Here is a 23,019-nt window from a genome sequence, read left to right as displayed (position 1 = left end):
TTATCGGAAACTGCCTAGTTTTTGGCGTGTTATAAGCGTGATTTTTCTGCGGTTCGAGTATGATTTAGCATGGTCACTGAATTTTTCTCCAATCATAATTGGGCTGGCTAAACCCACGTCTTCAGATGCAGTATCAAGATTGATTATCACGTTTACGCCGATTGTGCGGTTCCAGTCGCGGACCCAGACACCCTGCTCTTGTCTGCCTTTTTGCACGATTAGATCAAATTTTCGAATTATGCCACTAAACCCATCAAGCTCAGCGTTTTCGTTGTTAATGCGGTAGCCTTCTTTTTTGAAGTATTTCATTGCAAGCTCAACAAGTTTAGACCTTGCATTAGGAGTTTGCTCACTAGACATATCATCCATTTGTACGCTCTCTTCCCAATACTGTTATCTGCCTGTTTGATGAAAAGGTTTTCGGAAGCAAACCTCTTGGGCGTCACAATCATCTGCAAATGTACCAAATGTTCTGGTCTAATTCTGGCTGCGCAAGGTCAAAAAACCAAAACCTGCCCCTATTGTGGCAAAAAAATAAACATTCAATGCGCCAAAAAAATTGCCAAAGCAGAAACCGCGTTTGAAGCTTCGGAAATTTTGAAAGTTCTTAAGGCTAAACTGGCCGCTGATAAAAAAAGTGGTTAACCCTTTTTTTGAGTTATTTTTATAAAATAATTTAATTGTTGTTTAAGTTAGCGTGGAGACTGCTGAAATGATGTCAGGTAAAAAGTGCCTAATTGTCCTATTGACAGTATTGTTGATTAATGTTGCCGGTGTAAGTGCCCAAACAGGTACTGTTAATCAGTTTGGAAACTTGAATTACACTACGAGTTGGAACAGAAATGGCAGTTACATGATTGCAACACAATTCACTTTAGAGGAAACTGTAACAGTAAACAGTATAAGCACTTTTATGAAAGATGAAACGCCCCCCTCGGACTGTTTATACGCAATTTTCAGCGACCTTAACAATCAACCTGACAAATGTTTAGCCTCAACCCCAAAAAGTCCAACACACATAAGTTTTGCATGGTACACAATAGCTCTTTCAGCACAAATAACGCTTCCTCCTGGAAAATACTGGCTTGCAGAGGTAGATACAGGAGCAAGCGTACAAAAGTACGTAGATACTTCAAAAAATGCGCTGACCGTTAGCAGTTTTCTTTACGATTATTCCCCTTTTATCGTTGGCAGGACACTTCCTAAACAATTTACTCAAGAAGTTGGTGAACTTGCAATTGCAGCAAGCCTTGGACCGGTTGAAACAGGTGTGCCTTCGTTAACACAACCTTCCCTAAGTACAGAAACAATAACCCCAACAGATGAAGTCAGTATAGAAGAGTTGATTTTCACTATAGAAGGCATCATTATTGCTATCGTAGTTATAATCAGCCTATCTTTAATGATTTACCGCACTAAACAAAAACAGTAAACATCACTAAATAAATCGTAACATCTCGCACGCTTTGCATAAATCCCCAGTGGCTGGCTCCCCACATTCTCTGCAAGTTTTAAAATCCTGAAGACAAGCAGTTGCCTCAATTGCAGGTCTAAGGCGTTCCATGGCTTTGAAAACGGTGAATTTGGTTCCCGCATGCTTTTCCTCCATACGATTGACCAACGCGCGAACATCATTACGCAAAGCATCCCCCGCATATGGACAAGGCACATCTTGGAAGTCAATTTTTTTAACGTAAGCATACAGTGCGCTCTCGCGTTCAGGAATTTCGCAGAAGGGTTTGATTTTACGCACAAACATTGGGTGAACCTCGTTGGTTAAGGGTTTTTCTTTAGCAAGACGGTTAATGTCGCCGTGGAAAATGTTCATCAGAAACGTTTGAACCTCATCATCAAGCGTGTGTGCTGTAGCAATTTTTGTTGCACCAACTTGCCGTGCACCCGTGTTGATGGCTTTTCGACGCAGAACCCCACAATACGCACAAGCAGTTAATTCAGAGTCTTTTTTCTCTTGCAGGCGCTCCATAATTTCATCTAAAGAAAACCCATAAAGCTCTTTGAAAGAAACTACGTGATTGGGAATGTCTAGCTTTTGGCAGTTTTCTGTTGTGATTTGCAGTGCTTCATCGCGGTAGCCTTTGATGCCTTCATCGACGGTGACAGCGGTTAGGGTTGCTTTGGGGCGGTACTTTTTTAGTTTAGACAGAATATGCAGTAGGGCGAGGCTGTCTTTTCCTCCTGAAACCGCTACGGCTATGTGGTCGTTGTAGTTGAGCATTTGATATTTTGTGATTGTTGCTCTGACCTTGTCTTCGATGGATTGACCAAAGCATTTACGGCACAGAGCTTGACCTGAGTATTGACGATAGAAAAAGGGTTCTCTTTGCTTGCAAGCGGTGCATAAGGTTTTGTTCATTGGGTTCAAGTACTGTTTTATGAATAATTAAAGTAAATAAATAATGCACCATTAAACAATAGAACGGAATGATTCATGACTGCAAAACCTCAAAAGCCAAGCCAACACCAAGAAGTCATCTACAACAGTGCACAGTGGGCTAGGCTGAGGAGTTTGCGGCAAAAAGCAGCTCAAATTATGACTGCACTACAAGCGTTTCATCTTCAGTCAGTTATTCACGGGAGTCTTGCAAGAGGTGATGTACATCCAGACAGCGACATCGATGTATTCATAGCAGAAATCCAAAACAGCTTCCTTGTCGAAACCGCGCTGGAGAAAGCCAAAATCGTTCCTAATAATCGCCTAATCATACAAGCAACGCCAACATACGCCATGAAAGCCTACATCGAAATCGATGAGAAAACCAGCATTTCTTTTCCTTTGATGGAGATGCGTAGAGTGGAACGCGAATTTTACCAATTCGGCGGAGAGATCAACCTCACCCAACTCAATGCGGACGTACGGGTTGCGGGCGTTGATAAGCGGCTTATGCTGATTGAGCCCACAGAGAGGGGTCATGTGGAGAGCAGTGTGGTTGACCGTGAAGTATTTGCTGCTAAAATTTTAGGTATTTCTGCTGAAACGGTTTTGGATAGGGTTCATACGCTTTTGAAAAGAGATCAAGTTGGCAGAACAGGCGTTTTCTTGAAAAGGGAATTGGCTGATGATGAAACGTTTGAGTTGGCGCTAAAAAAGATGGCAGAATCAAATCCTGCCGTACGGCGAAGAATGAAAAAATAGAGGGTTTAGCTGGTGTAGTAGATGAGTTCTTTTTCTTCCAGGAGCTTTTGAATCTTATCCACAGCTTCGTAGACTTGCTCTTCGCGTTTTGCGCCGACACAGACAAGTTTACCTGCAGAGAAAATCAGAAACACTACCTGTGGTTCATCCATGCGGAAAACTGCACCTGGGAACTGCTCAGGTTCATACATTACGCGGCTAAGTTTGTAAACTAGGCTTTCAAGGTCGATTTCGCCGCCTAGCTCTGCGGATGCAACGATGTTTTGGATATTCACAACTGGTTTTTCTGTGATTTGAATGCCTTCACTGCGCAATTCCTTGACGACTTTTTCTACGGCGCTTCGGGATTCTTTTTCGGATTTTGCGCCTGTGCACACCATTTTTCCAGTGCCAAAAATTAGGGTGGCGGTTTTGGGTTTTTTGAGGCGGAAAACAAGGCCAGGAAAAACGCTGGGATTATATTCAGTTTGTGGGAATTTTTCTACTATTTTTTGTAAGTCTATTTTTTGGTTAAGTGAAACGGATGCGACGATGTTTTGGATTGAAATTTTAGGGGTTCGTTTGCTCATTTCAACTCACACGGTCTCTCTATTTAAATAGCATCTTATATATAACGTCACCTCTTTATAAAGAGGCATCCAAACGTTAACTACCCCCTATCTAAAAAAAGACGCGTCTACAGGGGCGGTTTGCTGATTTTCTTTTCATTTAGCGTTTTCATCCACTGCTCAAACTCTTTCGAAGGCGGATTACTGGCAAAAAGCTGTTTACGGTTAGATTCCAAAAAAGTTTCTTTAACACCCAAAAAAGCCGCAGCCGAAACCATGCTATGCCCAAACTTTTTAGCGGTTTCTGCAATAACGGCGGTTTTTTTCTTCCAAAACTCATCCCGCAATGTATGATGCTCAATAATTGTCACTGGAACAGCCTCAACAATTTGCTTCAAATTAGCTACTGCCAAATCCAACTGCGACCATTCCACACGAAAACCCCCCAGATAAAACGGTGGACCCCCCACCAATAACACGTCCGGTTTAGCAGACAAAATAAGCTCAAGCGTTGAAGACACCATTGGTCCTTGAACATCAGGCGCAAACATAAACCGTTCATTCTCAAAACTCACTTTTGCCATGACTACATAGCCAAGCATCGAGTTTTCAGCGCCATGAGCAACCGCCGGCGAAAACTCTAAAGAAGTATTTCCAAAAACAAATGTTCTCCCATCTGCCGCCTCTAACGTTTTGGCATGCTTGGCTCCTGTTTTCTCAAACATCCATGCACGCTGCCGTTGACTAGCGTTTATGTTTTCTTTTGGGTTTTTGGCAAGAACTGTTTTGTCTTGGTAAATCTGCCTTGCCGTCTCATTTTCCTTTGTCCAGTTAACCACCCAATCCTCAAAACTGGGTGTGTGATGGTCAAAATGATAATGACTAATCGTAACTATGTCGGCTTTGTCGGCTGCTTCCGCGATAGTTTTGCGTAGGCGGTTGATGGTTTGGAACTCGATGGGGTGCGGTGGCAGGTTGAACCGATACGGACAAAGTGAGATGCCTGCATCTAAAAGAATCGTGACATCTGGAGTTTCGAATAGGGTGCACATAGAGCGTACACCTAAGCTTTCTGCTGCTATGGGTGTGATTTTTATTTTTGAAAGAGGTTTGGCTGACATTTGTGTGTTTCCTAAAGGGTATTGAGTTTTGCTGGGGTAAATGGGTTACGATAACTTGTTGCTGTGTTGTTGTAGCCACAAAATGTTAAGTTAAGACTTGCATAATCATTCTTGGAAGCGCTAATCATGAACCAAACAAAAAAGCCTCTGGAAACCGCAACTTTAGCCGCGGGTTGTTTTTGGTGCACAGAAGCAGCTTTTAGCATCATAAAGGGTGTGGAAAAAATAGAGCTCGGTTATACAGGGGGTAGTTTGCCTAATCCAACGTATGCGATGGTTTCTAAGGGCATGACAGGGTATGCGGAGGCGGCGCAGATAACTTTTGATCCAGAGGTGATTAGTTTTAGGGATATTTTGCATGTTTTCTTTTCCATGCATGATCCAACTTCGCTGAATAGGCAGGGTGCGGATGTAGGTACTCAGTATCGAAGCGCGATTTTTTACAGCAGTGAAGAGCAGAGGCGGGTGGCGCTTGAGGTTATTAACGAGTTAACCAATGAGAGTATTTGGGATAAGCCAATCGTGACCAGTGTGGAACCCTTAACAATGTTTTACAAAGCAGAAACATACCATAAAGACTACTACAAAAAACATCCCAAAGATTCCTACTGCCAAATCGTTATTGCACCCAAAATCACTAAGCTTCAGCAGAAATTTATTGATAAAATAAAAGCTCCAATCTGATGGGTGTTAACAAGCCAAAGCTGTTAACGATTTTTTTAAAAAACAAAATGATGTGTTAAATTGGGTGGTTAGTCTTCTTCGTATGTTTTGCGTTCTTTAATGTATAATGCGCCGTCTTCTTCTGTGTCAACTACTACTCGGAAAGTGTCGATTAATTCGTGTTTGTGGAGGAATTTTTTGATTGTTACACGGATGTATTTTTTGGCTAGTGCTGGTCCTTCACCTTTCACTGTGATGACTTTGGATTCTGTGGAGACTTCCCCGCCTGTTTTGTCTTTGAGGAAATCGGCTAGTTTTTCAATCATTTTGTCTCCGCTGCCTTTGATTTCTGAAGCATTTATTTTAACTTCAACCATTCAGTTCACCTCACGCCTCAATGCATGTTTTGCATGTTTTCATGTCTGCTCATCAGATAAGTTTTCCGCTTTAGTTTGTCAGTTCGCCCGTCGAGCCCCTTCATCGCTGATGCTCGGCTCTAAGTTCACATCATCCAAAAACAACATTTATCAACAAACATAAGACTCTTACTCTAAGGAGAAACAAACATGGACCTTTCCGAAGCCATAAGCAAAAGACGAAGCATACGAAACTTCAAAGACCAACCCTTGCCCGCGGGTACAGTTGAAAAACTCATTGATGCTGCAAGAAAGGTGCCTTCCGCTGGAAATCTTCAGCCATGGGAATTTGTTGTTGTGTCCAAGGCAGAGCATAAGAAAATGCTGTTTTATGCTGCAAGAGCGCAAACTCAAATGACGCAGGCTTCAGTTGTTATTGTGGTTTGTGTTAATCAGCACGTTGCTCAACAGTATGGTTCACGCGGGATTAACCTTTATTGCATTCAAGATGCGTCAGCAGCGGTTGAAAACCTGATGTTAACTGCGGTATCTCTGGGGTTGGGAGCTTGCTGGATTGGTGCTTTCCAAGAGGACGAAGTTGCAAAAATAGTTAAGGCACCCGAGGGTTTACGTCCTGTGGCTATGGTTACTGTGGGATTTCCAAACGAGATGCCACCAGAACGACCTAAGCGTGCACTAAGTGAAGTAATGCATAAAGAAACTTTCTAGTCAATTGCTGCATGTGTGAGTGCCTGATTTTTGGTTGCGCCTTTTTTGGTTTATGATTTATGGTTAAATTGTTAAATTATTTACGAATATTATAAATAAAACTATTAATCACTTCTTTGTTGGAAATATATAATCAAACAATGTTTAACTTAATGAGAAATCGTAAGTTTTGTTCAATTGTTTGCATTAGTGTAACCTCCGTTTTTAACTAAATTGGTGAAAAATATGTCACAAGAAAATACTTGGCACAGCATAGACGCTGAAGATGCATTCAAAAAAATCAAAACAAGCGAAAATGGCTTATCAACCGCTGAGGCAGAGGCAAGACTAAAAAAATACGGTTTTAATGAACTCCAAGCAGAAAAGAAAACCAGCAGATTAACCTTATTTTTGGAAAAAATCCGAAACCCTATTGTAATAGTGCTAATCTTTGCTGCAATCATTTCATTATTTGTAGAGCATTACTATGATGCCCTTGTTATTTTTGTGGTCATAATTATCGATATGACCGTGGGCTTTATTCAGGAATTTAAAGCGGAAGAAGCAATCAACGCCCTAAAATCAATGAGCGCACCTGAAGCTGAGGTCATTCGTGATGGTACAGAAATCCGAATTAAAGCAAAAGAAATAGTGCCAGGTGACATTTTACTGCTCGATGCAGGGGATAAAATACCTGCTGACGCACGCATTTTTGAATGTTACAATCTTGAAATCAATGAGTCTATGCTTACAGGTGAATCCACTCCTGTGCGTAAAACTTCAGACAGACTCGCTGGTGAATTGCCAATTGAAGAAAGAAAGAACATGGCTTTTGCTGGGACTGTAATTACGCAGGGCAGAGGACAAGCGGTTGTTATTGCAACAGGAATGTTTGGCGAGATTGGCAAAATTGCTACGTTAATGAAAGAAACCAAAAAAGGGAAAACACCCATTGAGAAACGTTCTGCAGATTTAGGTAAAAAAATAAGCTATTTTGCTTTAGCCGCAAGCATCATAACCTTTACAGTTGCAATTCTTCAGGGTATCGGTTTTCTTGAAACGCTTCTGTTTGTTATTGCAGCAGCTGTTTCGGCGATTCCGCAGGGATTACCAATAGTTGTCACAATAACCCTTGCTGTTGGCTTACATCGTATGGCTAAACGTAATGCCATTATTCGAAAACTTCAAGCTGTTGATACTTTAGGTTCTGCAACTGTAATATGTACTGACAAAACAGGTACTCTAACAACTAATCAAATGACGGTACAAAAAATCTTCAGTAACAATCACTTAATTGATGTTACTGGTGTCGGGTATGCTCCAGAAGGCGAATTTGTCGCTGGAAATGTAAAGGTAGATCCTGAAAAGGATGTTGCGTTAAAACAGCTTCTTAAAACGGCAATCTTGTGCAATGACTCAAGATTACGAAAACAAGAAACAAACGGTGCCTTCAGCTGGGATATTTATGGTGACCCAACTGAAGGTGCTTTAGTTGTTGCTGGAGCGAAAACTCAATTACATAAAAACATACTGGATGAAGAGTTTCCAAGAGTTGACGAAATCCCATTTGACTCCAAAGAAAGATACATGGCAACATTTCATGAAGTTAACGGACAAGTTGAAGCACACATCAAGGGTGCACCTGAAAGCATAATTGAGCTTTGCTCTCACATTTTTGAAGATGGCAAAGTTAAAAAACTGACACAACAGAAGAAAGAAGAACTTCTACAAGTTAATACCCAACTGGCAGGTCAAGCATTAAGAGTACTGGCGATGGCTACTCGAACCGTAAAAACTGAAGACCAACTTTCTCTAAAACAAGAAATTGAACGCAAAGCCTCAACGCTGACCTTCTTAGGACTTATGGGAATGATTGACCCGCCAAGACCGGAAGTTAAAAACGCTGTCAAACTCTGTAAAAAAGCAGGCATTAGAGTTGTCATGGCAACTGGCGACCAAAAACTAACAGCCGAAGCCATAGCAAAAGATATCGGTATTTCAGAAAAAGGTTCCTTGGCTATTTCAGGCACTGAACTTGAACAAATGAGTGACGAACAACTTGATGAAGTCATCGAAAAAACGCTGGTTTTTGCTCGCGCATCACCCACTCACAAACACCGCATAGTGGAATCTCTAAAACGTAAGGGTCACATAGTGGCAATGACCGGAGACGGCGTAAATGATGCACCCGCGTTAAAAGCAGCTGGAATTGGCGTTGCAATGGGCATCACCGGTACAGATGTCACTAAAGAAACGGCAGACATGATTTTGACAGATGATAACTTTACAAGTATTGTTAATGCTGTTGAAGAAGGTAGGGTAGTTTTTGAAAATATTCAAAAAACAGTAAAATATTTGATTGCAACAAACGCAGGGGAAATTATTGCGTTTATTGGTGCTTTGTTCCTGTTTCCAGGTAATTTTATTTTTACAGCGGTGCAAATATTGTGGGTTAACCTTGTAACGGATGGTCTTTTAGACAAATTCATTGCAATGGAGCCCAAAGAAGCAGGCGTTATGAATATGCCCCCTAGAAAACCAGACGCTAAAATATTCACTCGGGGTATACTGCTAAATACAATATTTGTAGGAGTATTCATGGGTGTTGGAACACTTCTGGTTTACTCGTTTGCTTTAGGCAGAGGCGATGTTTTAATTGCTACAACTATGGCTTTCATGACAATTTCGATGTTCCAAATATTTAGCGGCATCAACTGCAGATCACGAACGCAATCAGTTTTCAAAATAGGCTTGTTCAGTAACAAATACTTGATTGTTGCAATACTCACTTCAGTTATCCTACAGGTGTTGGCAACTGTTCTTCCACAACTTCAAGTTGCATTAGGAACCACTGCGCTCTCAATTTGGGATTGGTTGATAATCTTTGGGGTATCCAGTTCTGTCTTTGTTGCTGAAGAAATACGCAAGTTTGCTAGACAAAAAATTATTGACAGGAGAACAAAAAAAGAAAAGTGAGCTGGCAGTAACTATTATGATAACAGCTGTAAACAAAGTTTAAAAGGTACATCTGCATAACCATGTAGCTTCACTCAAAACTGCATCTTCATGTGCAGACAGCACTGTTGCATTATGGAATAAACAAGGCAGTTTCAGAAGTTCACAGTTCAGGAGGAAAAGATAAGATATGTTGTCGCGAGATTGCGATGGATGCTCCCAAATGAAAGCATGTAGCAGACGCTTTAGTGTCGCCTATGTTGGCGAGAAAGTCTACTGCCCAGACGGAACAGCTCATCTAGTAGATGGAAACTAAAAACAGCCGCCCTTTTAGGGCAGAAACAAAATTTATTTTTTTTATATCGCTAAGAATTTTTTAATTTCAGAGAGCACATCAGAAAAATCAGCTTCTACCTCAGGTTTCAGGCCCTTTTTTGAAACTTTCAAAACCACATGGTACCCTTTTGGAGTTAACTGTTTTTCCATAGCGTTCATGGTTCTTTTGTTACCAAAAAGCTTGAAGGTACAGAACAGGATAACTTTTTTGCTTTCTACTTGTGGCAGGTTTCCTATGAAAGCTAATATTTCTTTTGTGGGGCTGGCTCCTTCAACGGGTGTTCCCAAAAATAGTGTGTCACATGTTTTGATGATGTCAGGTTGGCTGGAGGTTAAATCATAGATTGGGGCTTCTACAGTGGATGCTATGGCTTGGGCTAACCGTTTAGTGTTTCCCGTTCTTGAAAAATAAACTATGCAGTTGTTCATGCTTAAAAGTACGTGCATTTTGTTAATATAACCTTCTATATAGTAAAGCCATTGCTCAACAGGCATCTTGCCAGTCAAAAACTGCCCTTTTCATCGAGAAAGCTATATTAATTAAAGCATCATGTATTGTTGAGGCGCTGTGTCCAGGTAGTATAGTTCGGTCTAGTATATGCGGCTGTCGCCCGCAGGACCCGGGTCCGAATCCCGGCCTGGGCGCCACTTATCTTTGAGCGGTTTTTTGCCTTCCATTAACGTTTCTCATTGTGACGCTTTTTTTAGTGTTACTTTCTTAAGCTTTAGTCATAACATTTATGTCTGTGTCGTCTTTTTATTTATTGCAAAAGGCAAAGCCCCGAAAAATTATCATCTATATAAGGAATTATTGGTGATGTAGAAATGAATAAAATATGCAAACAAGACGACTTTTTCAATCCCAATCCAAAACAAGAAATATCTGAAGCAATAGCGTCTGAGGACTTACTGAAGCTCTTAAGGATAACTGGAACACTTCATGGTCACTTTTGTCCAGGAAGTGCCCTTGGTGTCATGGCTTCAGTTTATGGTTTAAACATGCTCAAAAGAGATGGCGTAACATTAGACGGTATGGAAGAACTCATAGCCATAGTGGAAACCAATGCATGCTTTTCAGACGGAGTACAAATGGTGTCAGGTTGTACTCTTGGAAATAATGGGTTAATATATCGTGATTTAGGAAAACACGCCGTAACTTTTGCCATACGCGGAAAAGATACCGGGGTTCGTGTTAGGGTTTTGCCCTATTTTCGTACATATCTAAAACAAGAGGTTCCAGAGTTTTTTGCACTTATAGAACAATTAACTAATAATACAGTTTGGACTGCCACCAAACAAAAGACTTATCGCGAAAAAGGATGGGAAGCAGCATGTGCCCTCATAAAGCTTCCTTTTGAAAAAGTTCTTTCAGCCAAAAATGTTCCTGTAATGTTGCCTGATTATGCACCGCTACTAAAAAGCGTAGTCTGTGATGTTTGTGGCGAAGAAGTTATGGCAACAAAAAGCGTTAGTGAAGGAACCCGCAGTCTTTGTTTAACATGTAGCGGAGAACGATACTTCCAAGTGGAAGGTAAGGGAATAGTTGCACAGAACACTCAATCAAAGGTGTAATTGACATGCCAGAAGAGCAAATTCAAATACGACCCGTAGGTGTAATCAAAAACAAAGTCAAAAAGCCTTTTTTGAAGCCAGAAGACAGCGATTTAAAACTGCAAAAAGAAATTGACGCTATCCGAAAAGATTTCCGTAAATCATGCAATCAAATTTCAGAAATAATAATCAATAAAGACATAGCCGATATTCTTGATGGTGTTGAGGCTTATTCTCATCTTGTTGTGCTTTACTGGGCACATCAAGTGCCTAAGGAAAGTCGTAGATTAACAAAAGTGCATCCTATGGGTCGTAAAGAAACGCCCTTATCGGGGATTTTTAGTACGTGTAGTCCAGCTCGCCCTAATCCTTTACTTATGTCTATTGTTAGACTTTGTGCAAAAAAAGAAAACGTTCTGCAGGTAAAAGGACTGGATGCAATAGATGGCAGTCCCGTTATTGACATTAAACCTTACGTAAAAGAATTCTATCCCCAAAAAGATGTTCTGACCCCTGATTGGATGCAAAAACTTTGTCAGGAGATGAACAATGAGTCATATAAATGATTCAGGTGTAGACCAACCTCAATGCAGACACGGTGGACGTAGAGGTCCTAGCAGTTTTTGGATGCATAATCCTGAAGTTGTTTTTGATGAAATCAACCTTAAATCTGGCGAAACCTTCTTGGATTTGGGTAGTGGACATGGAGACTATTCACTTTATGCTGCTAAAATCGTTGGGGCCTCTGGAATCGTATATGCTATAGACAAATGGGTGGAACTTGTTACTAATTTAGTTGCAACTGCAGATTCTCAGGGGTTGGCTAACGTTTTCGGTATTACTTCTGATATAACTGCTCCTTTACCTTTGAAAGATAACTGCGTTGATGTATGCTTCATTTCTACAGTACTTCACATCATAAATACCCGCGATACAAAGGGCTTAATGGATCCGCTATTTAGAGAGGTTCGTCGCGTTTTAAAATCAACAGGTCGTTTGATAATTATTGAATGCAAAAAAGAAGAACTGCCGTTTGGTCCGCCATTTCATATGCGTTTGTCACCGAAAGAAACTGAAGATGTGGCAAAACAATATGGTTTTGAAAAAACACGTATCATTGACCTTGGATATAACTACATGATAACCTTCAAAATCAAAACAAACAGTTAACTTCTAACAACTGAACAATTTTTGTTGGAAATCATTAACAACAAATACTCTACTATATTATATGTGAAGCAAAATGAGCCCACAAAAAATAGCTAACCACTTATGATGACAGATTTGTCGCAGCTCAAGGGGCAATAACGGCAAGCGATAAACCTGAGTTTTCAATTAGATAACTTGATGAAGCGCAGAGACGCATTACTAAAGGCCTAAACGATAATTTTGATGTACAAAACGTAATCACAAGCTCTTAAATCAATATTCTCTCTCAATTACTATGTTGCCAGAGTAACAATATTTTGGAGGTGAACTTGAATGGTTTTAAGACCAGGTGGAATTGGACCCTTAGGTAGAGGAGGTGCACGACGAAGAACCAGACGCAGAATGAGGCGACGAACATCATTAATGATGCTGACTATGCAACAGAAACAGCAAATCCAACAGCAAACTGGAAAACATCCTGACCAAATGAGTGAAGAAGAGTTGAATGCTGCAATGGATAAGACAGGTGTTGAACCAAAAGTAGCAAGCGACTCTGACATCGATCAGCTTGAGAAGCTTGCAGACCTCAAGGATAAGGGGATTTTAACTGAGCAAGAGTTTGAGGCTAAAAAAAATCAAATACTGAAAATCTAAACTGCCTGAAAGACTCTTTTGTTCAAAGTTTGGCTATTTCTCTGCTCTTTTCTATTATCCTCCAATATTTATCGGTGAGCGACTAGAGTTTACTCTGCTTTGCGCACACCATTTTTTAAAGCTTAAAAAACAAAACCGACATCTTTTAGTTGTGGACCAAATGAACCAACCTAAAATCGTCACCCTCACACCCCAAAACTATCGTGAGCTTGGCTGCCCCTGTTTTCTCAACCCTAAACAAGCAGGACACCTCCTAAAACTTGAATGGCTAAAAGAACGCTTCGCTGAAGGCTTCACAGTTAAGCACTTGTTTTTGGAGGGGCAGAAAAAACCTAACGGCTTCATCGAGTACACCAATGGCGAAAATGCTTGGCGCGCGGTAGATGCGGCGGGGTACTTGTTTATCCATTGCATCTGGATGAACCCCAACAATGTTAAAGAAAAGGGTTATGGTTCGTTGCTGGTTAATGATTGTGTGGCTGATGCAGAGCGGCAGGAAAAACTCGGCGTTGCCGTTGTAACCAGTGATGGTCCTCACATGGCGGGTAAGGAGTTGTTTTTGAAGAATGGCTTTGAAGTAGTGGCGCAAGATGACCGCTTTGAACTGCTAGTAAAGCAACTGCAGAAGGGTAATTTGCCCAAGTTTAGGGATTGGCACAAACAGTTAGCCCAGTTCAGCGGGTTAAACATTGTTTATTCAAGGCAGTGTCCGTGGGTTGCCCGCTCCATTGAGGAATTAACATGCATCGCTAAGGAAAAGGGTTTAGAGCTTAAGGTGACCGAGTTGAAAACCCCGCAAGAAGCCCAAAATGCACCTTCAATTTACGCCACGTTTACGCTCATTTATGATGGAAAAATCTATGTTGACCATTACGTGTCAAGTACACGGTTTCAGAACATTCTAAAAAAGGAACTAAAACTGATCAACTAAAATTAAAAAGTTATGCAAAATTTAGCAAGTAAATTGGGAAAGTGCTTAGGAAAGTGAAGAGTTAGTTTTTGCCCAGTTTTTGGGGTGTTTAAACTTTACCCAGACTGCAAAGCCCACACCTGCCGCGCTGATTGCCATGATTGTTCCTATGGGAGATTCAGGTAGCACGTTGATAGTTCCCAAGATGCACAGGTTTGTTGAGACGGTTAGTTGGAAGTTATCTCCGATGCCGATTAGGTCTTGAACTGCAGGGTTTGTTGTGTCGATGTATCTTTGAGACCATATACTTTGGGTTTGAGCCTTAACCGTGATGGATGCGCCGTTTGGTGTATCTGGCGGAACCTGTACGTCAACCTGCACGTTTCCTGCAGTGTCTGTGAACATTTCAGAAGGCGTAACATAGGTTGAGTTTAGTTCAGTGATTGTGCTTCCAACAGTTAGAGTTGCGCTGAGTAGGACTTTGACGTTGGCGCGTGGTGTTCCTGTTGAGCTTGCAAGGTTTGCTTGGAACGTGACTGTTTCACCTGCCTCGGCCATTACAGCGGACATGTTACCGGTTATTGGTGAAGTCCAAGTGAGTTGGTCGCCTTGACGCACAACATCTTTGCCATAAGCCAAAGTTGAAAGCACGTTTCCTGCGCTGTCGATGCTTTGGTCAAGCCATGATTCACGGAAATAGGTTGTTCCTCTGGTCTGGTTTAGGAGCCGCCATATTGCTACTGCTACAACAGCGGCTTCGTTATCGTTGGTTGGGCTATTCCATGAAAGAACATAACTAACAGCCCGCCACTCCGCAGTGTCGGCTGCAGAGGTTATGGTGGCTTGGTAGGTTGTGCCTACGTTGAGGTCGCGGTCAAAATCCATACAGTAACTGTTTGTGTGAAATGTTGAGCCACCACTGATTATGTCGATGGGTATGTCTCCGACCCAGTGACCGTTGCAGTTGATGCCTTGAGCTTCGCTCCCTGCATCAAAAGGATTGTATATGTAGACATTTACAGTTGTGGTTGCACTGACTGAAGCTATTGCGGTTGCGCATATCATCAGTATAAGTGTGATTGCGGTGATTATTTTTTTGTTCAAAGATTCTTCCTTCTTGACGTTTTAATGAAGATGGTTTCTTGTAACTTAATAAGCAAGATTTCGGTGATTGGAATGCTACCAAATCCGATATACCAAAAAACGCTTTATTATTACACAGTACCCAGCCAAAACATGCGCCAACAGCACCAAATTTTGCCGCCAAAATTAACAGAAAACATATCAGCAAGATACAGCCATCAAAACATTGGCGATACATAACCCAACCACTATTCCAAATGCGAAAGCCTCCGAAAACTGGCTCAAAGACCTCCTAAAAAGCAGCGCAAGCCCTACACAAAGTAACCAAATCACCGCCCGAGCACGACAAGATAGCCTCTGTGTAATTTGCAAAGGTTCCAAGATGCTTTGTGGAAAAACCCGTTGCCCAATAATGGTCAAAACCAACAGCTTCCTCAAAAGCGTCCCCCTCATGGCAACCCAAGACATTGACGGTGCCTCACCCCCAAGCGTTTTCATCGGCAGAATCGGCTACCCTTACGTGTATGCGGGACCACTTGTGCCGCCAGTTTATGAAAACACCAGCATGTTTGATTTGCCCGAACAATGGTTTGGAAAAAGCATCGATGAAATCGTTGGCTTCCGAAGTTTACTGATAAGGGGTAAACAGCGTGTTCATGTAACCAAATTCAACGAGGCAGGCAAAATCCTCGACAACACCCGCGAACTCGCTCTGGCAGACAATAGCGTAGACATCGAACTTAACCTCACCAAAAAACCCCAAGGCTCCATCTTCATGGACGATAACGTGCAGCCATTTGGACCCTCAGCACCCATCCGCAACTTACACGTAGGCAACAGCCGCTTTGACCAGCACGTTGAAAAAGCGTACCGGGACACAGATTTGCGGGCAACCAATGCTGTTTTAGAACTCTATGACCGCGGCGTGATTGTATCAAAAATTCAGAAAGCCTTCAGTGTCGGCGCTTTTGGGGTAGAGAAGAATCGTCGGTTGGTGCCTACGCGCTGGAGCATCACGGCAGTGGATGATATTGTCTCTAAAAATCTTGCCAAACAAGTCAAAACCTTTCCCGAAATCAACGAATGGCGAGTGTATGAATCGTTTTATTTGGATAATGTGTTTGAAATTTTGATGATTCCTCAGCAGTGGAGTTATGAATCCATGGAAGCATGGTACCCGGGCACGGTTTGGAACCCACATGGCACAAATACGGCGATTTTTAGTGACTGGGAAGGCAACGACGGCAGAACAACATACGCTGCGATTGGCGGCTGCTACTATTCCGCTCGGCTGGCGGCCTGCGAACAGCTTCTCAAGGAGCGTCGGCAGGCAACGGTGATTGTGTTGCGCGAGGCTAGACCTGGCTATATTATGCCTATTGGGGTTTGGCAGGTTCGCGAGAATGTTCGTAATGCCATGCGTCAGAAGCCGCATCTTTTCAACAGTTTAGCCCAATCATTGCAGTTTATCGCGGGCAGGTTTGAGATTCCTCTTAAACGGTGGATAATACAAAGTGAACTGCTCAAACGCGCACTTTTCCAGCGGCGGATAAGCGACTTTTTCACGTAGTCGGGACTTTATTGCTGTGTTATCAACTTTGGTTAAGCAAGATTTTATATTTTCTAGCGGCTCCCTTTGCTATTCAATCATACGCAATTCAACCAAAATTCTTGGGAAGCGAAAGCATGAGTCAAGATTTCACTGCTAAACTATTCGCCCATTGCGGAATTAACTGCCGAACATGCGTGGGCTTCTTCGGTTACACACTTACCGGCAAGAAGCAAACTCCATGCGGCGGATGCCAAACCCAACAAGCCACCTGTAACTTCTTTGAAAACAACTGCAAACATCCAGAGCAGAAAAACAAAATCCAAAACTGCTACCAATGCGCCGACTTCCCCTGCGAAAACCTCAAAAAAATCGACCAGTACTACAGCCAAAAATATGGTGTCAGCATCATCGAAAACCAACAATACATCAAAACATATGGCATGGATGCTTTTCTAAAACGTGAAAAAGAACAATGGAAATGCCCCAAATGTGGTGGCGTCATTTGTGTGCACACAAAACGTTGTTACACCTGCAATCCTTAACAAGACTACTTGAGAGTTCTTTGTTATAGCAAAAAAACGCTTGATTTCTTTAGGTTACTCCAAATTAAACGGTAAATATAAAAAGCAAACAGCCCCATTCAACAATGAGGGTTATGACAGCAACTTCGGGCAAACAGTTTGTTTTACCGTTCAGTTCCATTCAAAAGGAAAACGGGGCAACCTTCAGTTTTGGGGAAGAATTAGCAACGATTTATGTACTCTCCGAAATGGAGAGAGAAACAGGTGCAGGATTAATCGGCAAACCCGCGGAACAGTATGTTTCTATCTGCAAAGTAGGGTACCCATTGAGGGTTTTTGTCACTGACAAGGTTGGTTTTGTTTTAGATGGATTATCTAGTAAGGCTTTCCAAGTGACTGTTGAAGATTTTAACGTAACAATTTTTGAGAAGAAACTGCAAGCCCGCCAAAGCCTACTTGACACTTACATTGCTTTTCTTTTTGAGCACGCAGATTTTTTCAGAACAAACAGGCACGAAAAACAATTCAGCTTCCATGGTCTGATAGCAAATCAAACTTTTCTTGAAGAGTTTACTCAATATGTGAAAGAAGCAAAAGAACTCCGCCAAGAACCCCACCTCACACTGTTGCCCAAAAAAGAGGCTACACTAACACAAACAATAAAGCAAATAACTGACCTGCAAAAATTTCTTTATGAGCAGGCATCCAAAACCCAGGAGTGCATTAAAAAAATTAATGAGTTAACAAGCGGGTTTATGGAAGAATTGGATTTTGGAGCAGGCGCAATTAAGGATGAATGTAACGCTAAAATTCGAGCATTAGAAGAGTTATCTAAGCCTAAAATCAAAACCATCCAAAAACAGCACAAAAAACAAGAAGATATTATGTTAAATAGTTTTAAGAAAAAGATGGATGAGCTAAAAAAGCAGAAGGCGAAACTCAAAAAAGCACAATTAACCGTGCAAGCAAAGATAAAACGGTTTGAGTCAGCCCGAAGCAAAGCTGAACGTAAGAATCTTAAATCTGAACGACAATGGAAAGACAAAATCAAAACAGCCAAACATCAGCTAGAAGAAACTGATGGCAAACTCTGGTTAGTTGACCGTACAATAAAGTCAACTCAAGAAGAAAAAACGCAACAAATAACTCAGCTAAAAACTCAAGTGGAAGATCAAATTAGCCTAATTCGTAAACCAGTACGCGAGTTGCAAGGCGCTTGTGAAAGCAAGTTTGGTCATTTTGAGGCTAAGAAAGGTTCACTTGATGATGCAAGTAAAGCGATGATTTTTGAGCTGGGTGAAATTGCAAAGCAGGTTGACGAAGAAGTTGCAAAACTTGCTGACTTTAGCTTAAGCGGTGAGGACTGGACAGATACACTGTATTACTTACCCTTTTACATAACAACCTACCAGAGTGAGAAGTCAAAGCGGATAGCTGTTTTTTCGCCTTCAAAAGTTGGTAGTGTGGATTTTTCTGCTAAACTCAAAGGCGCATTGGGTATGGCAAAAATCAGGGATTTGCTGTCGCCACGTTTAAGAGATGATGGTTTTCTTAAGGCGGCGATAGCGGTTGAGGTAGCGGGGTTTGAGGCTTTATTGGTGAAGGGAAATCTTTTGGCGGTACCTGATAATCGTACAGTTATGCTTGGGGGATTACATAGTTTGCTGGATGCGGGTTGGATATCTGAGAAAGGATATGAATTTTTTAAGGCAAAGCTCGCCTGATAGTAGCTAATAATGGTTTGGAAAACATTAATTTTTAGTCTTAACACTGTTTTTGAGGGCATTACCATTTTTGTTGTGGCTATTATTATAAATTGGAGAATGAACTAAACCACTTAGGCAAAGAAGATGAAGCATTATACTGGAATAACCACAACCGCCATCATTCCCTACTCCAACAACCAAATCTTACTCATTAAACGCAACACGCGCCCCTTTGTTGGCTACTGGGCACTTCCTGGAGGCAGAGTTGACCCCGGCGAAACCGTGGAGCAAACAGTCATCCGTGAAGTCAAAGAAGAAACCAGCCTCAACGTAGAAATTGTCCGCAAAGTCGGTGAATACAAAGAGAAAGGCATCAAAGATGACATAGACTACGAATATTATCCCACATGCTTTGAAGTCAGAGTAGTTGGGGGCAAGTTAGCACGGCAGGAAAGCGAAATCCAAGAAATCAAGCTTTTCAGCCTTGACGCGTTGCCATCTCCCTTGGCGTTTGAGCATGACTTAATGCTTCATGATTTCCTGAAAGGCAAAAACAGTCTCTGAGTATGGTTTTTTGTGTAAAAGCTTTTAGGCTTAAAGCGCTAACATAATGGTGATTGACGATGTCAAAAATTGTTCGTGTAGGTGTAACCTTTCCGCCAGACCTTCTCAAGGAGTTCGATGAAATAACCAGCAAAATGGGGTACGAAAGCCGCAGCAAAGCAATCCAAGACGCCGTCCGACTTTATGTTTCTGAACGTAAATGGCTCAAAGAAGAAAACAGTACCCAAACAGGCGTTATCTTAATGATTTATGACCATGACACCAGAGGCTTAGAAAGCGAACTCACTGACTCTCAACATCACCACACGGACCTCATATCATCCACATTACACATTCACCTTGGCGAACATGACTGCCTAGAAGCTATCGCTGTAAAGGGTAAAGGTTCAGAAATCAGGCATCTTAGTGATGAATTAGCCATCCGTAGAGGCGTTAAAATCCTCAAATCCATGATTGTGTCAGTTTAAACCTTCACTTTAAACATACGTTCCAGTGAACCCCGCGCTTTAGCTGCCACATCCGCTGGAACCTTAACCACATACTTTTCCTCTTTAAGTGCAGCATACACCCTGTATAGCGTAGTTAATTTCATGTTTGGGCAGATTGCGCCTTCGTAAGCCATTATGAATATTTTATCTGGGTTTTCTTTACGCAAACGGTGCAATATACCGTCTTCAGTGCCAACAATGAAGATTTTAGCGTTGGATTTTTTTGCGTAATGGCACATTCTTGAGGTGCTGCCTACGTAATCTGCGACCTCACGCATTTCTTTACTGCATTCAGGATGAACCATAACAACCGCGTCAGGATGCTGCATTTTGAGGGCTTTTACATCTTCAGGCTGGAAAAGCACATGCGTCGGGCAAAAACCACGCTCAGGAATTGGAACAATCCTCTTTCCCGTCTGTTCAGCAACATACTCTGCCAAGTTATGGTCGGGACCAAAAAGCACCGTGTCCGCATCAAGAGATTTAACAACCTCAACCGCATTTGCGCTGGTGCAGCAAATATCACATTTAGCTTTCGCCATCGCCAACGTATTCACGTACATGACGACAGGCGCGTTTGGGTACTGTTTTTTTGCTCGATCTATTTCGTCAACTGTGAGCATCTGTGCCATTGGGCAACGCGCGCCAAGGCTGGGTAGCAACACTTTTTTGGTTGGGTTGAGTATCGCTGCGGACTCTGCCATAAAATCAACAGCGCAGAAAACAATAATGTCTGCATCTTTTTCTTGCATGGCTTTGCGGCTGAGTTCGATGCTGTCGCCAACGTAATCTGCGATGTCTTGGATTTCTGGGCGTTGGTAATTATGCGCCAAAATTACTGCTTTTTTTTCTTTTTTGAGTTGAAGGATTTTTTTCGGTAAATCCATGTTTGTTTTTCGCCTGATTTAGTTGACGTGAAAAAGTACATGGGCAACTTTTGAGATATATATTTTTACCCCCATAAACATCTGTTTATCAAGTTAAATACTGAATTTACTAAATCAAACAAGTTTTGGGTTTGACCTTTACTTTTTAGGCTATTATTCTGCGTAGGATTGGGACTTTGCGTGCTGGAATAATTATGGCTATGCATATAAGCATGGTTACTATGCTGATGAGGGGTAGTTCAATTATGGGATTAAGGTTTGTTACGCTGAGTTTTAATTGGAAGTCGCCGATGTGTATTAGTCCCTTCTGCAATATTTCCATTGGAATGTAATGTATTAAGTAAATGCCTAGTGTGCTTGCACTTATCATTCTCAGTATTTTGTTAGCGTTGGGGAATCTTTTGGGTAGGGGAATAGAGTATAAAATTAGAAACAGGCTGATTGTGGCAAATATGATGTTGAAGCTTGTATAGTCATAGAAGAATTGCCAGTATTTTCCTCCAAGGCTTCTAACGATATAGTAGGTTCCGAAAATGGTGATGATGCTTGAGCCGATAAAAGTCAAGTATAAGGTGGGTTTGCGGATTTTGAGTTTTGTGATGTAGGCGCCTAATATGAAGTAGCCGATGAGTCCTGTTTGGGTGAAAATTGTGCTGTCAAACCAGTTTATGGATTCGATAAGGGGCGTGTAAAGTTTGAACATTGGAACAATTGCGGTTCCGATAAACCAGATGACCAGAAAATACTTTATCAATTTTAAATCTGCATGAGCGATCACTACACGGATTAGTGGCGTGAGAAGATACAAGCCGATTAAGAGGTAAATAAACCAAAACTGCTGATATGGACCAGATAATATGCTTTCTGCAACATAGAGTGTGTTTATGGGTTCATTGTTGATGTAGGCATTCCATGCAAAATATACTGCGCCCCAGAAGATGACGGGTAAGCCAATTCGTTTCCAACGTTTTTTAAGGAAAACGCCCAGGGGCTCATCAAGTTTGCTTGGTTGAAGCAAAAGATAACCCGAGACCATAATAAAAAGTGGAACAGATGCCCGCGAGAGAGAATTGTAAACGTTTGTAGCCCACCATAACTCAACGCCCTGGGGGGACATTATGTTGCAGGGGTTGTATTCTGTGGTGGCGTGAATTAAAATAACCATAAAAATGGCTAAGACACGAATTAAATCAATGTTTAAGTTTGTGCTCGTTTGCTTTTCAACCGATGCCAAACTGCCCCGCCTAGCAGGCATATAGGTCTATTTGGTATTTTAAAATTTGCCATAATACACTTTCAGGAAAAAACGTTATTTTGTAAAAGCAGCTTATTTTTTGCCCTTAAGAATACTGATTTTTCCAAGCATAAAAGGCAGCTTTAGCGCAAAGGGAATAAAGGGTTCATTGCGGGTTTGGATAAACTCCACTTTAGTTATCCCCCAACTTTTAACTGTTCCAACAAGCGTCTCAGGGCTGCCATAAATCTGCTTAAGTAAAAACAAGTCCTGAAAAGCAAACACGCCGCCCTTCTTAACTACACGCAAAGCCTCTCGGATTACTGCAACCTTATCCTTAGAGTCAGAAACTTCATGAAAACACAAGTTACTAACTGCAGCATCAAAATAGTCATCTTCAAAGGGCAACTTAGATGCACTGGCTTTCTGAAAAGTCACGCGATTGCTCACGCCCTCAGCTTTAGCATTTAATTCGCAGTCAGTTTTAGAGTATTCCCAACGGTCACCCCAAAAATCAATTCCTTCAACAGTTGCCTCACTAAATTTTTTAGCGAGTTTAATAGTTATGACGCCGTTTCCGCAACCTATATCCAATGCTTTTCCTTTGCCGTCCCATTCAAGACTATCAATTAGCAGGTTCCAGACTTGGTTTTGAACGTTTGCGCCTTTAGGTGAAAATAGGTATCGGGCATAGGCAAAGTATGCTGCCACAGCAAAGCAGACTATTGAGGGAATGGTGAGCACCCAAAATGGGATAGCTACGGGTAAAAGAATAAGCCCCAGCATTGTAAAGATGTAAATGAGTCGTCTTGAAACCCAATTTCCATAATCTGGTTTACTGATAGCGGGATTAGTCATTTAGTCTCCGTAAGGAGAAGT

The 23,019-nt window shown here is 41.7% G+C and carries 26 protein-coding genes and 1 tRNA gene; 17 read left to right on the top strand and 10 right to left on the bottom strand.

The window, feature by feature from the left end:
- On the bottom strand, nt 1-360 hold the full coding sequence (locus NWF01_08530; GenBank protein ID MCW4025065.1) for a hypothetical protein: 360 nt from the start codon (nt 358-360) through the stop codon (nt 1-3).
- A 48-nt stretch (nt 361-408) separates the two neighbouring features.
- Here NWF01_08530 and NWF01_08525 point away from each other — a divergent pair, with 48 nt between their 5' ends.
- Together NWF01_08525 and NWF01_08520 are read left to right on the top strand one after the other, a co-directional pair.
- Complete coding sequence (locus tag NWF01_08525; GenBank protein MCW4025064.1) at nt 409-645, top strand: DUF1922 domain-containing protein; 237 nt, start codon at nt 409-411, stop codon at nt 643-645.
- 67 nt (nt 646-712) lie between these two features.
- Nucleotides 713-1,432, top strand: coding sequence for a hypothetical protein (locus NWF01_08520; GenBank protein MCW4025063.1), 720 nt, complete (start codon nt 713-715; stop codon nt 1,430-1,432).
- Between the two features lie 6 nt (nt 1,433-1,438).
- Here the strand turns inward: NWF01_08520 and NWF01_08515 are convergent, their stop codons facing one another.
- Complete coding sequence (locus tag NWF01_08515; protein ID MCW4025062.1) at nt 1,439-2,374, bottom strand: TIGR00269 family protein; 936 nt, start codon at nt 2,372-2,374, stop codon at nt 1,439-1,441.
- Between the two features lie 75 nt (nt 2,375-2,449).
- Between NWF01_08515 and NWF01_08510 the strand changes: the two genes are divergently transcribed.
- Nucleotides 2,450-3,154 carry a nucleotidyltransferase domain-containing protein gene (locus NWF01_08510; GenBank protein ID MCW4025061.1) on the top strand — a complete coding sequence of 235 codons (705 nt, stop codon included), beginning with the start codon at nt 2,450-2,452 and terminating at the stop codon, nt 3,152-3,154.
- A gap of 5 nt (nt 3,155-3,159) precedes the next feature.
- Here NWF01_08510 and NWF01_08505 read toward each other — a convergent pair whose 3' ends face one another.
- The gene (locus NWF01_08505) at nt 3,160-3,723 is read right to left on the bottom strand and encodes a TATA-box-binding protein (protein MCW4025060.1); all 564 of its coding nucleotides are present in this window, start codon (nt 3,721-3,723) and stop codon (nt 3,160-3,162) included.
- Nucleotides 3,724-3,830: 107 nt separating this feature from the next.
- Complete coding sequence (locus tag NWF01_08500) at nt 3,831-4,823, bottom strand: hypothetical protein (protein MCW4025059.1); 993 nt, start codon at nt 4,821-4,823, stop codon at nt 3,831-3,833.
- 126 nt (nt 4,824-4,949) lie between these two features.
- On the opposite strand from NWF01_08500, the gene msrA reads away from it, so the two are divergent.
- Entirely contained in the window at nt 4,950-5,507 is a 558-nt protein-coding gene (gene msrA, locus NWF01_08495) for a peptide-methionine (S)-S-oxide reductase MsrA (GenBank protein ID MCW4025058.1), read from the top strand.
- A 68-nt stretch (nt 5,508-5,575) separates the two neighbouring features.
- On the opposite strand, the gene NWF01_08490 is transcribed toward msrA, so the two are convergent.
- Nucleotides 5,576-5,863, bottom strand: a complete 288-nt coding sequence (locus tag NWF01_08490) for a 60S ribosomal protein L22 (GenBank protein MCW4025057.1) — start codon at nt 5,861-5,863, stop codon at nt 5,576-5,578.
- A 189-nt stretch (nt 5,864-6,052) separates the two neighbouring features.
- Here NWF01_08490 and NWF01_08485 point away from each other — a divergent pair, with 189 nt between their 5' ends.
- Together NWF01_08485 and NWF01_08480 are read left to right on the top strand one after the other, a co-directional pair.
- Nucleotides 6,053-6,571 carry a nitroreductase family protein gene (locus NWF01_08485; GenBank protein ID MCW4025056.1) on the top strand — a complete coding sequence of 173 codons (519 nt, stop codon included), beginning with the start codon at nt 6,053-6,055 and terminating at the stop codon, nt 6,569-6,571.
- 225 nt (nt 6,572-6,796) lie between these two features.
- Nucleotides 6,797-9,526, top strand: coding sequence for an HAD-IC family P-type ATPase (locus NWF01_08480; GenBank protein ID MCW4025055.1), 2,730 nt, complete (start codon nt 6,797-6,799; stop codon nt 9,524-9,526).
- A gap of 336 nt (nt 9,527-9,862) precedes the next feature.
- Here the strand turns inward: NWF01_08480 and NWF01_08475 are convergent, their stop codons facing one another.
- Nucleotides 9,863-10,348, bottom strand: coding sequence for a hypothetical protein (locus NWF01_08475; protein ID MCW4025054.1), 486 nt, complete (start codon nt 10,346-10,348; stop codon nt 9,863-9,865).
- Nucleotides 10,349-10,411: 63 nt separating this feature from the next.
- Here NWF01_08475 and NWF01_08470 point away from each other — a divergent pair.
- From NWF01_08470 to NWF01_08445, 6 genes are all read left to right on the top strand, one after another.
- Nucleotides 10,412-10,489: transfer RNA gene (locus NWF01_08470), tRNA-Asp, on the top strand.
- A gap of 177 nt (nt 10,490-10,666) precedes the next feature.
- Complete coding sequence (locus NWF01_08465) at nt 10,667-11,413, top strand: FmdE family protein (protein MCW4025053.1); 747 nt, start codon at nt 10,667-10,669, stop codon at nt 11,411-11,413.
- 5 nt (nt 11,414-11,418) lie between these two features.
- Entirely contained in the window at nt 11,419-11,958 is a 540-nt protein-coding gene (gene tsaA, locus NWF01_08460; protein ID MCW4025052.1) for a tRNA (N6-threonylcarbamoyladenosine(37)-N6)-methyltransferase TrmO, read from the top strand.
- The gene (locus NWF01_08455) at nt 11,942-12,562 is read left to right on the top strand and encodes a methyltransferase domain-containing protein (GenBank protein ID MCW4025051.1); all 621 of its coding nucleotides are present in this window, start codon (nt 11,942-11,944) and stop codon (nt 12,560-12,562) included. Before tsaA ends, NWF01_08455 begins: the two co-directional genes overlap by 17 nt.
- A 312-nt stretch (nt 12,563-12,874) precedes the next feature.
- Entirely contained in the window at nt 12,875-13,195 is a 321-nt protein-coding gene (locus tag NWF01_08450) for an SHOCT domain-containing protein (GenBank protein ID MCW4025050.1), read from the top strand.
- A gap of 160 nt (nt 13,196-13,355) precedes the next feature.
- On the top strand, nt 13,356-14,126 hold the full coding sequence (locus NWF01_08445) for a YoaP domain-containing protein (GenBank protein ID MCW4025049.1): 771 nt from the start codon (nt 13,356-13,358) through the stop codon (nt 14,124-14,126).
- 45 nt (nt 14,127-14,171) lie between these two features.
- Here the strand turns inward: NWF01_08445 and NWF01_08440 are convergent, their stop codons facing one another.
- Nucleotides 14,172-15,209: a hypothetical protein gene (locus tag NWF01_08440; GenBank protein MCW4025048.1), complete on the bottom strand. Its 1,038-nt coding sequence runs from the start codon at nt 15,207-15,209 to the stop codon at nt 14,172-14,174.
- A gap of 205 nt (nt 15,210-15,414) precedes the next feature.
- Between NWF01_08440 and NWF01_08435 the strand changes: the two genes are divergently transcribed.
- The 5 genes from NWF01_08435 to nikR all read left to right on the top strand — a co-directional run bounded on the left by NWF01_08435 (nt 15,415) and on the right by nikR (nt 19,998).
- The gene (locus NWF01_08435) at nt 15,415-16,758 is read left to right on the top strand and encodes an Nre family DNA repair protein (protein MCW4025047.1); all 1,344 of its coding nucleotides are present in this window, start codon (nt 15,415-15,417) and stop codon (nt 16,756-16,758) included.
- A 116-nt stretch (nt 16,759-16,874) separates the two neighbouring features.
- Entirely contained in the window at nt 16,875-17,282 is a 408-nt protein-coding gene (locus NWF01_08430; GenBank protein ID MCW4025046.1) for a DUF3795 domain-containing protein, read from the top strand.
- 113 nt (nt 17,283-17,395) lie between these two features.
- Nucleotides 17,396-18,985, top strand: a complete 1,590-nt coding sequence (locus NWF01_08425) for a hypothetical protein (protein MCW4025045.1) — start codon at nt 17,396-17,398, stop codon at nt 18,983-18,985.
- Nucleotides 18,986-19,111: 126 nt separating this feature from the next.
- The gene (locus NWF01_08420) at nt 19,112-19,531 is read left to right on the top strand and encodes an NUDIX hydrolase (protein ID MCW4025044.1); all 420 of its coding nucleotides are present in this window, start codon (nt 19,112-19,114) and stop codon (nt 19,529-19,531) included.
- 59 nt (nt 19,532-19,590) lie between these two features.
- Nucleotides 19,591-19,998, top strand: a complete 408-nt coding sequence (nikR, locus tag NWF01_08415; GenBank protein MCW4025043.1) for a nickel-responsive transcriptional regulator NikR — start codon at nt 19,591-19,593, stop codon at nt 19,996-19,998.
- On the opposite strand, the gene nadA is transcribed toward nikR, so the two are convergent.
- The 3 genes from nadA to NWF01_08400 all read right to left on the bottom strand — a co-directional run bounded on the left by nadA (nt 19,995) and on the right by NWF01_08400 (nt 22,998).
- Nucleotides 19,995-20,906, bottom strand: a complete 912-nt coding sequence (nadA, locus tag NWF01_08410; protein ID MCW4025042.1) for a quinolinate synthase NadA — start codon at nt 20,904-20,906, stop codon at nt 19,995-19,997. The genes nikR and nadA overlap by 4 nt on opposite strands.
- Before the next feature lie 145 nt (nt 20,907-21,051).
- Nucleotides 21,052-22,140 (bottom strand): acyltransferase family protein, encoded by a 1,089-nt coding sequence (locus tag NWF01_08405; protein MCW4025041.1) that lies wholly within the window; start codon nt 22,138-22,140, stop codon nt 21,052-21,054.
- A gap of 93 nt (nt 22,141-22,233) precedes the next feature.
- Nucleotides 22,234-22,998, bottom strand: a complete 765-nt coding sequence (locus NWF01_08400; GenBank protein MCW4025040.1) for a class I SAM-dependent methyltransferase — start codon at nt 22,996-22,998, stop codon at nt 22,234-22,236.
- Nucleotides 22,999-23,019: the final 21 nt, after the last annotated feature.

It is taken from the genome of Candidatus Bathyarchaeota archaeon (assembly GCA_026014585.1).
Lineage (GTDB): Archaea > Thermoproteota > Bathyarchaeia > Bathyarchaeales > Bathycorpusculaceae > Bathycorpusculum.
This window is presented reverse-complemented; position numbering and strand designations above follow the sequence as displayed.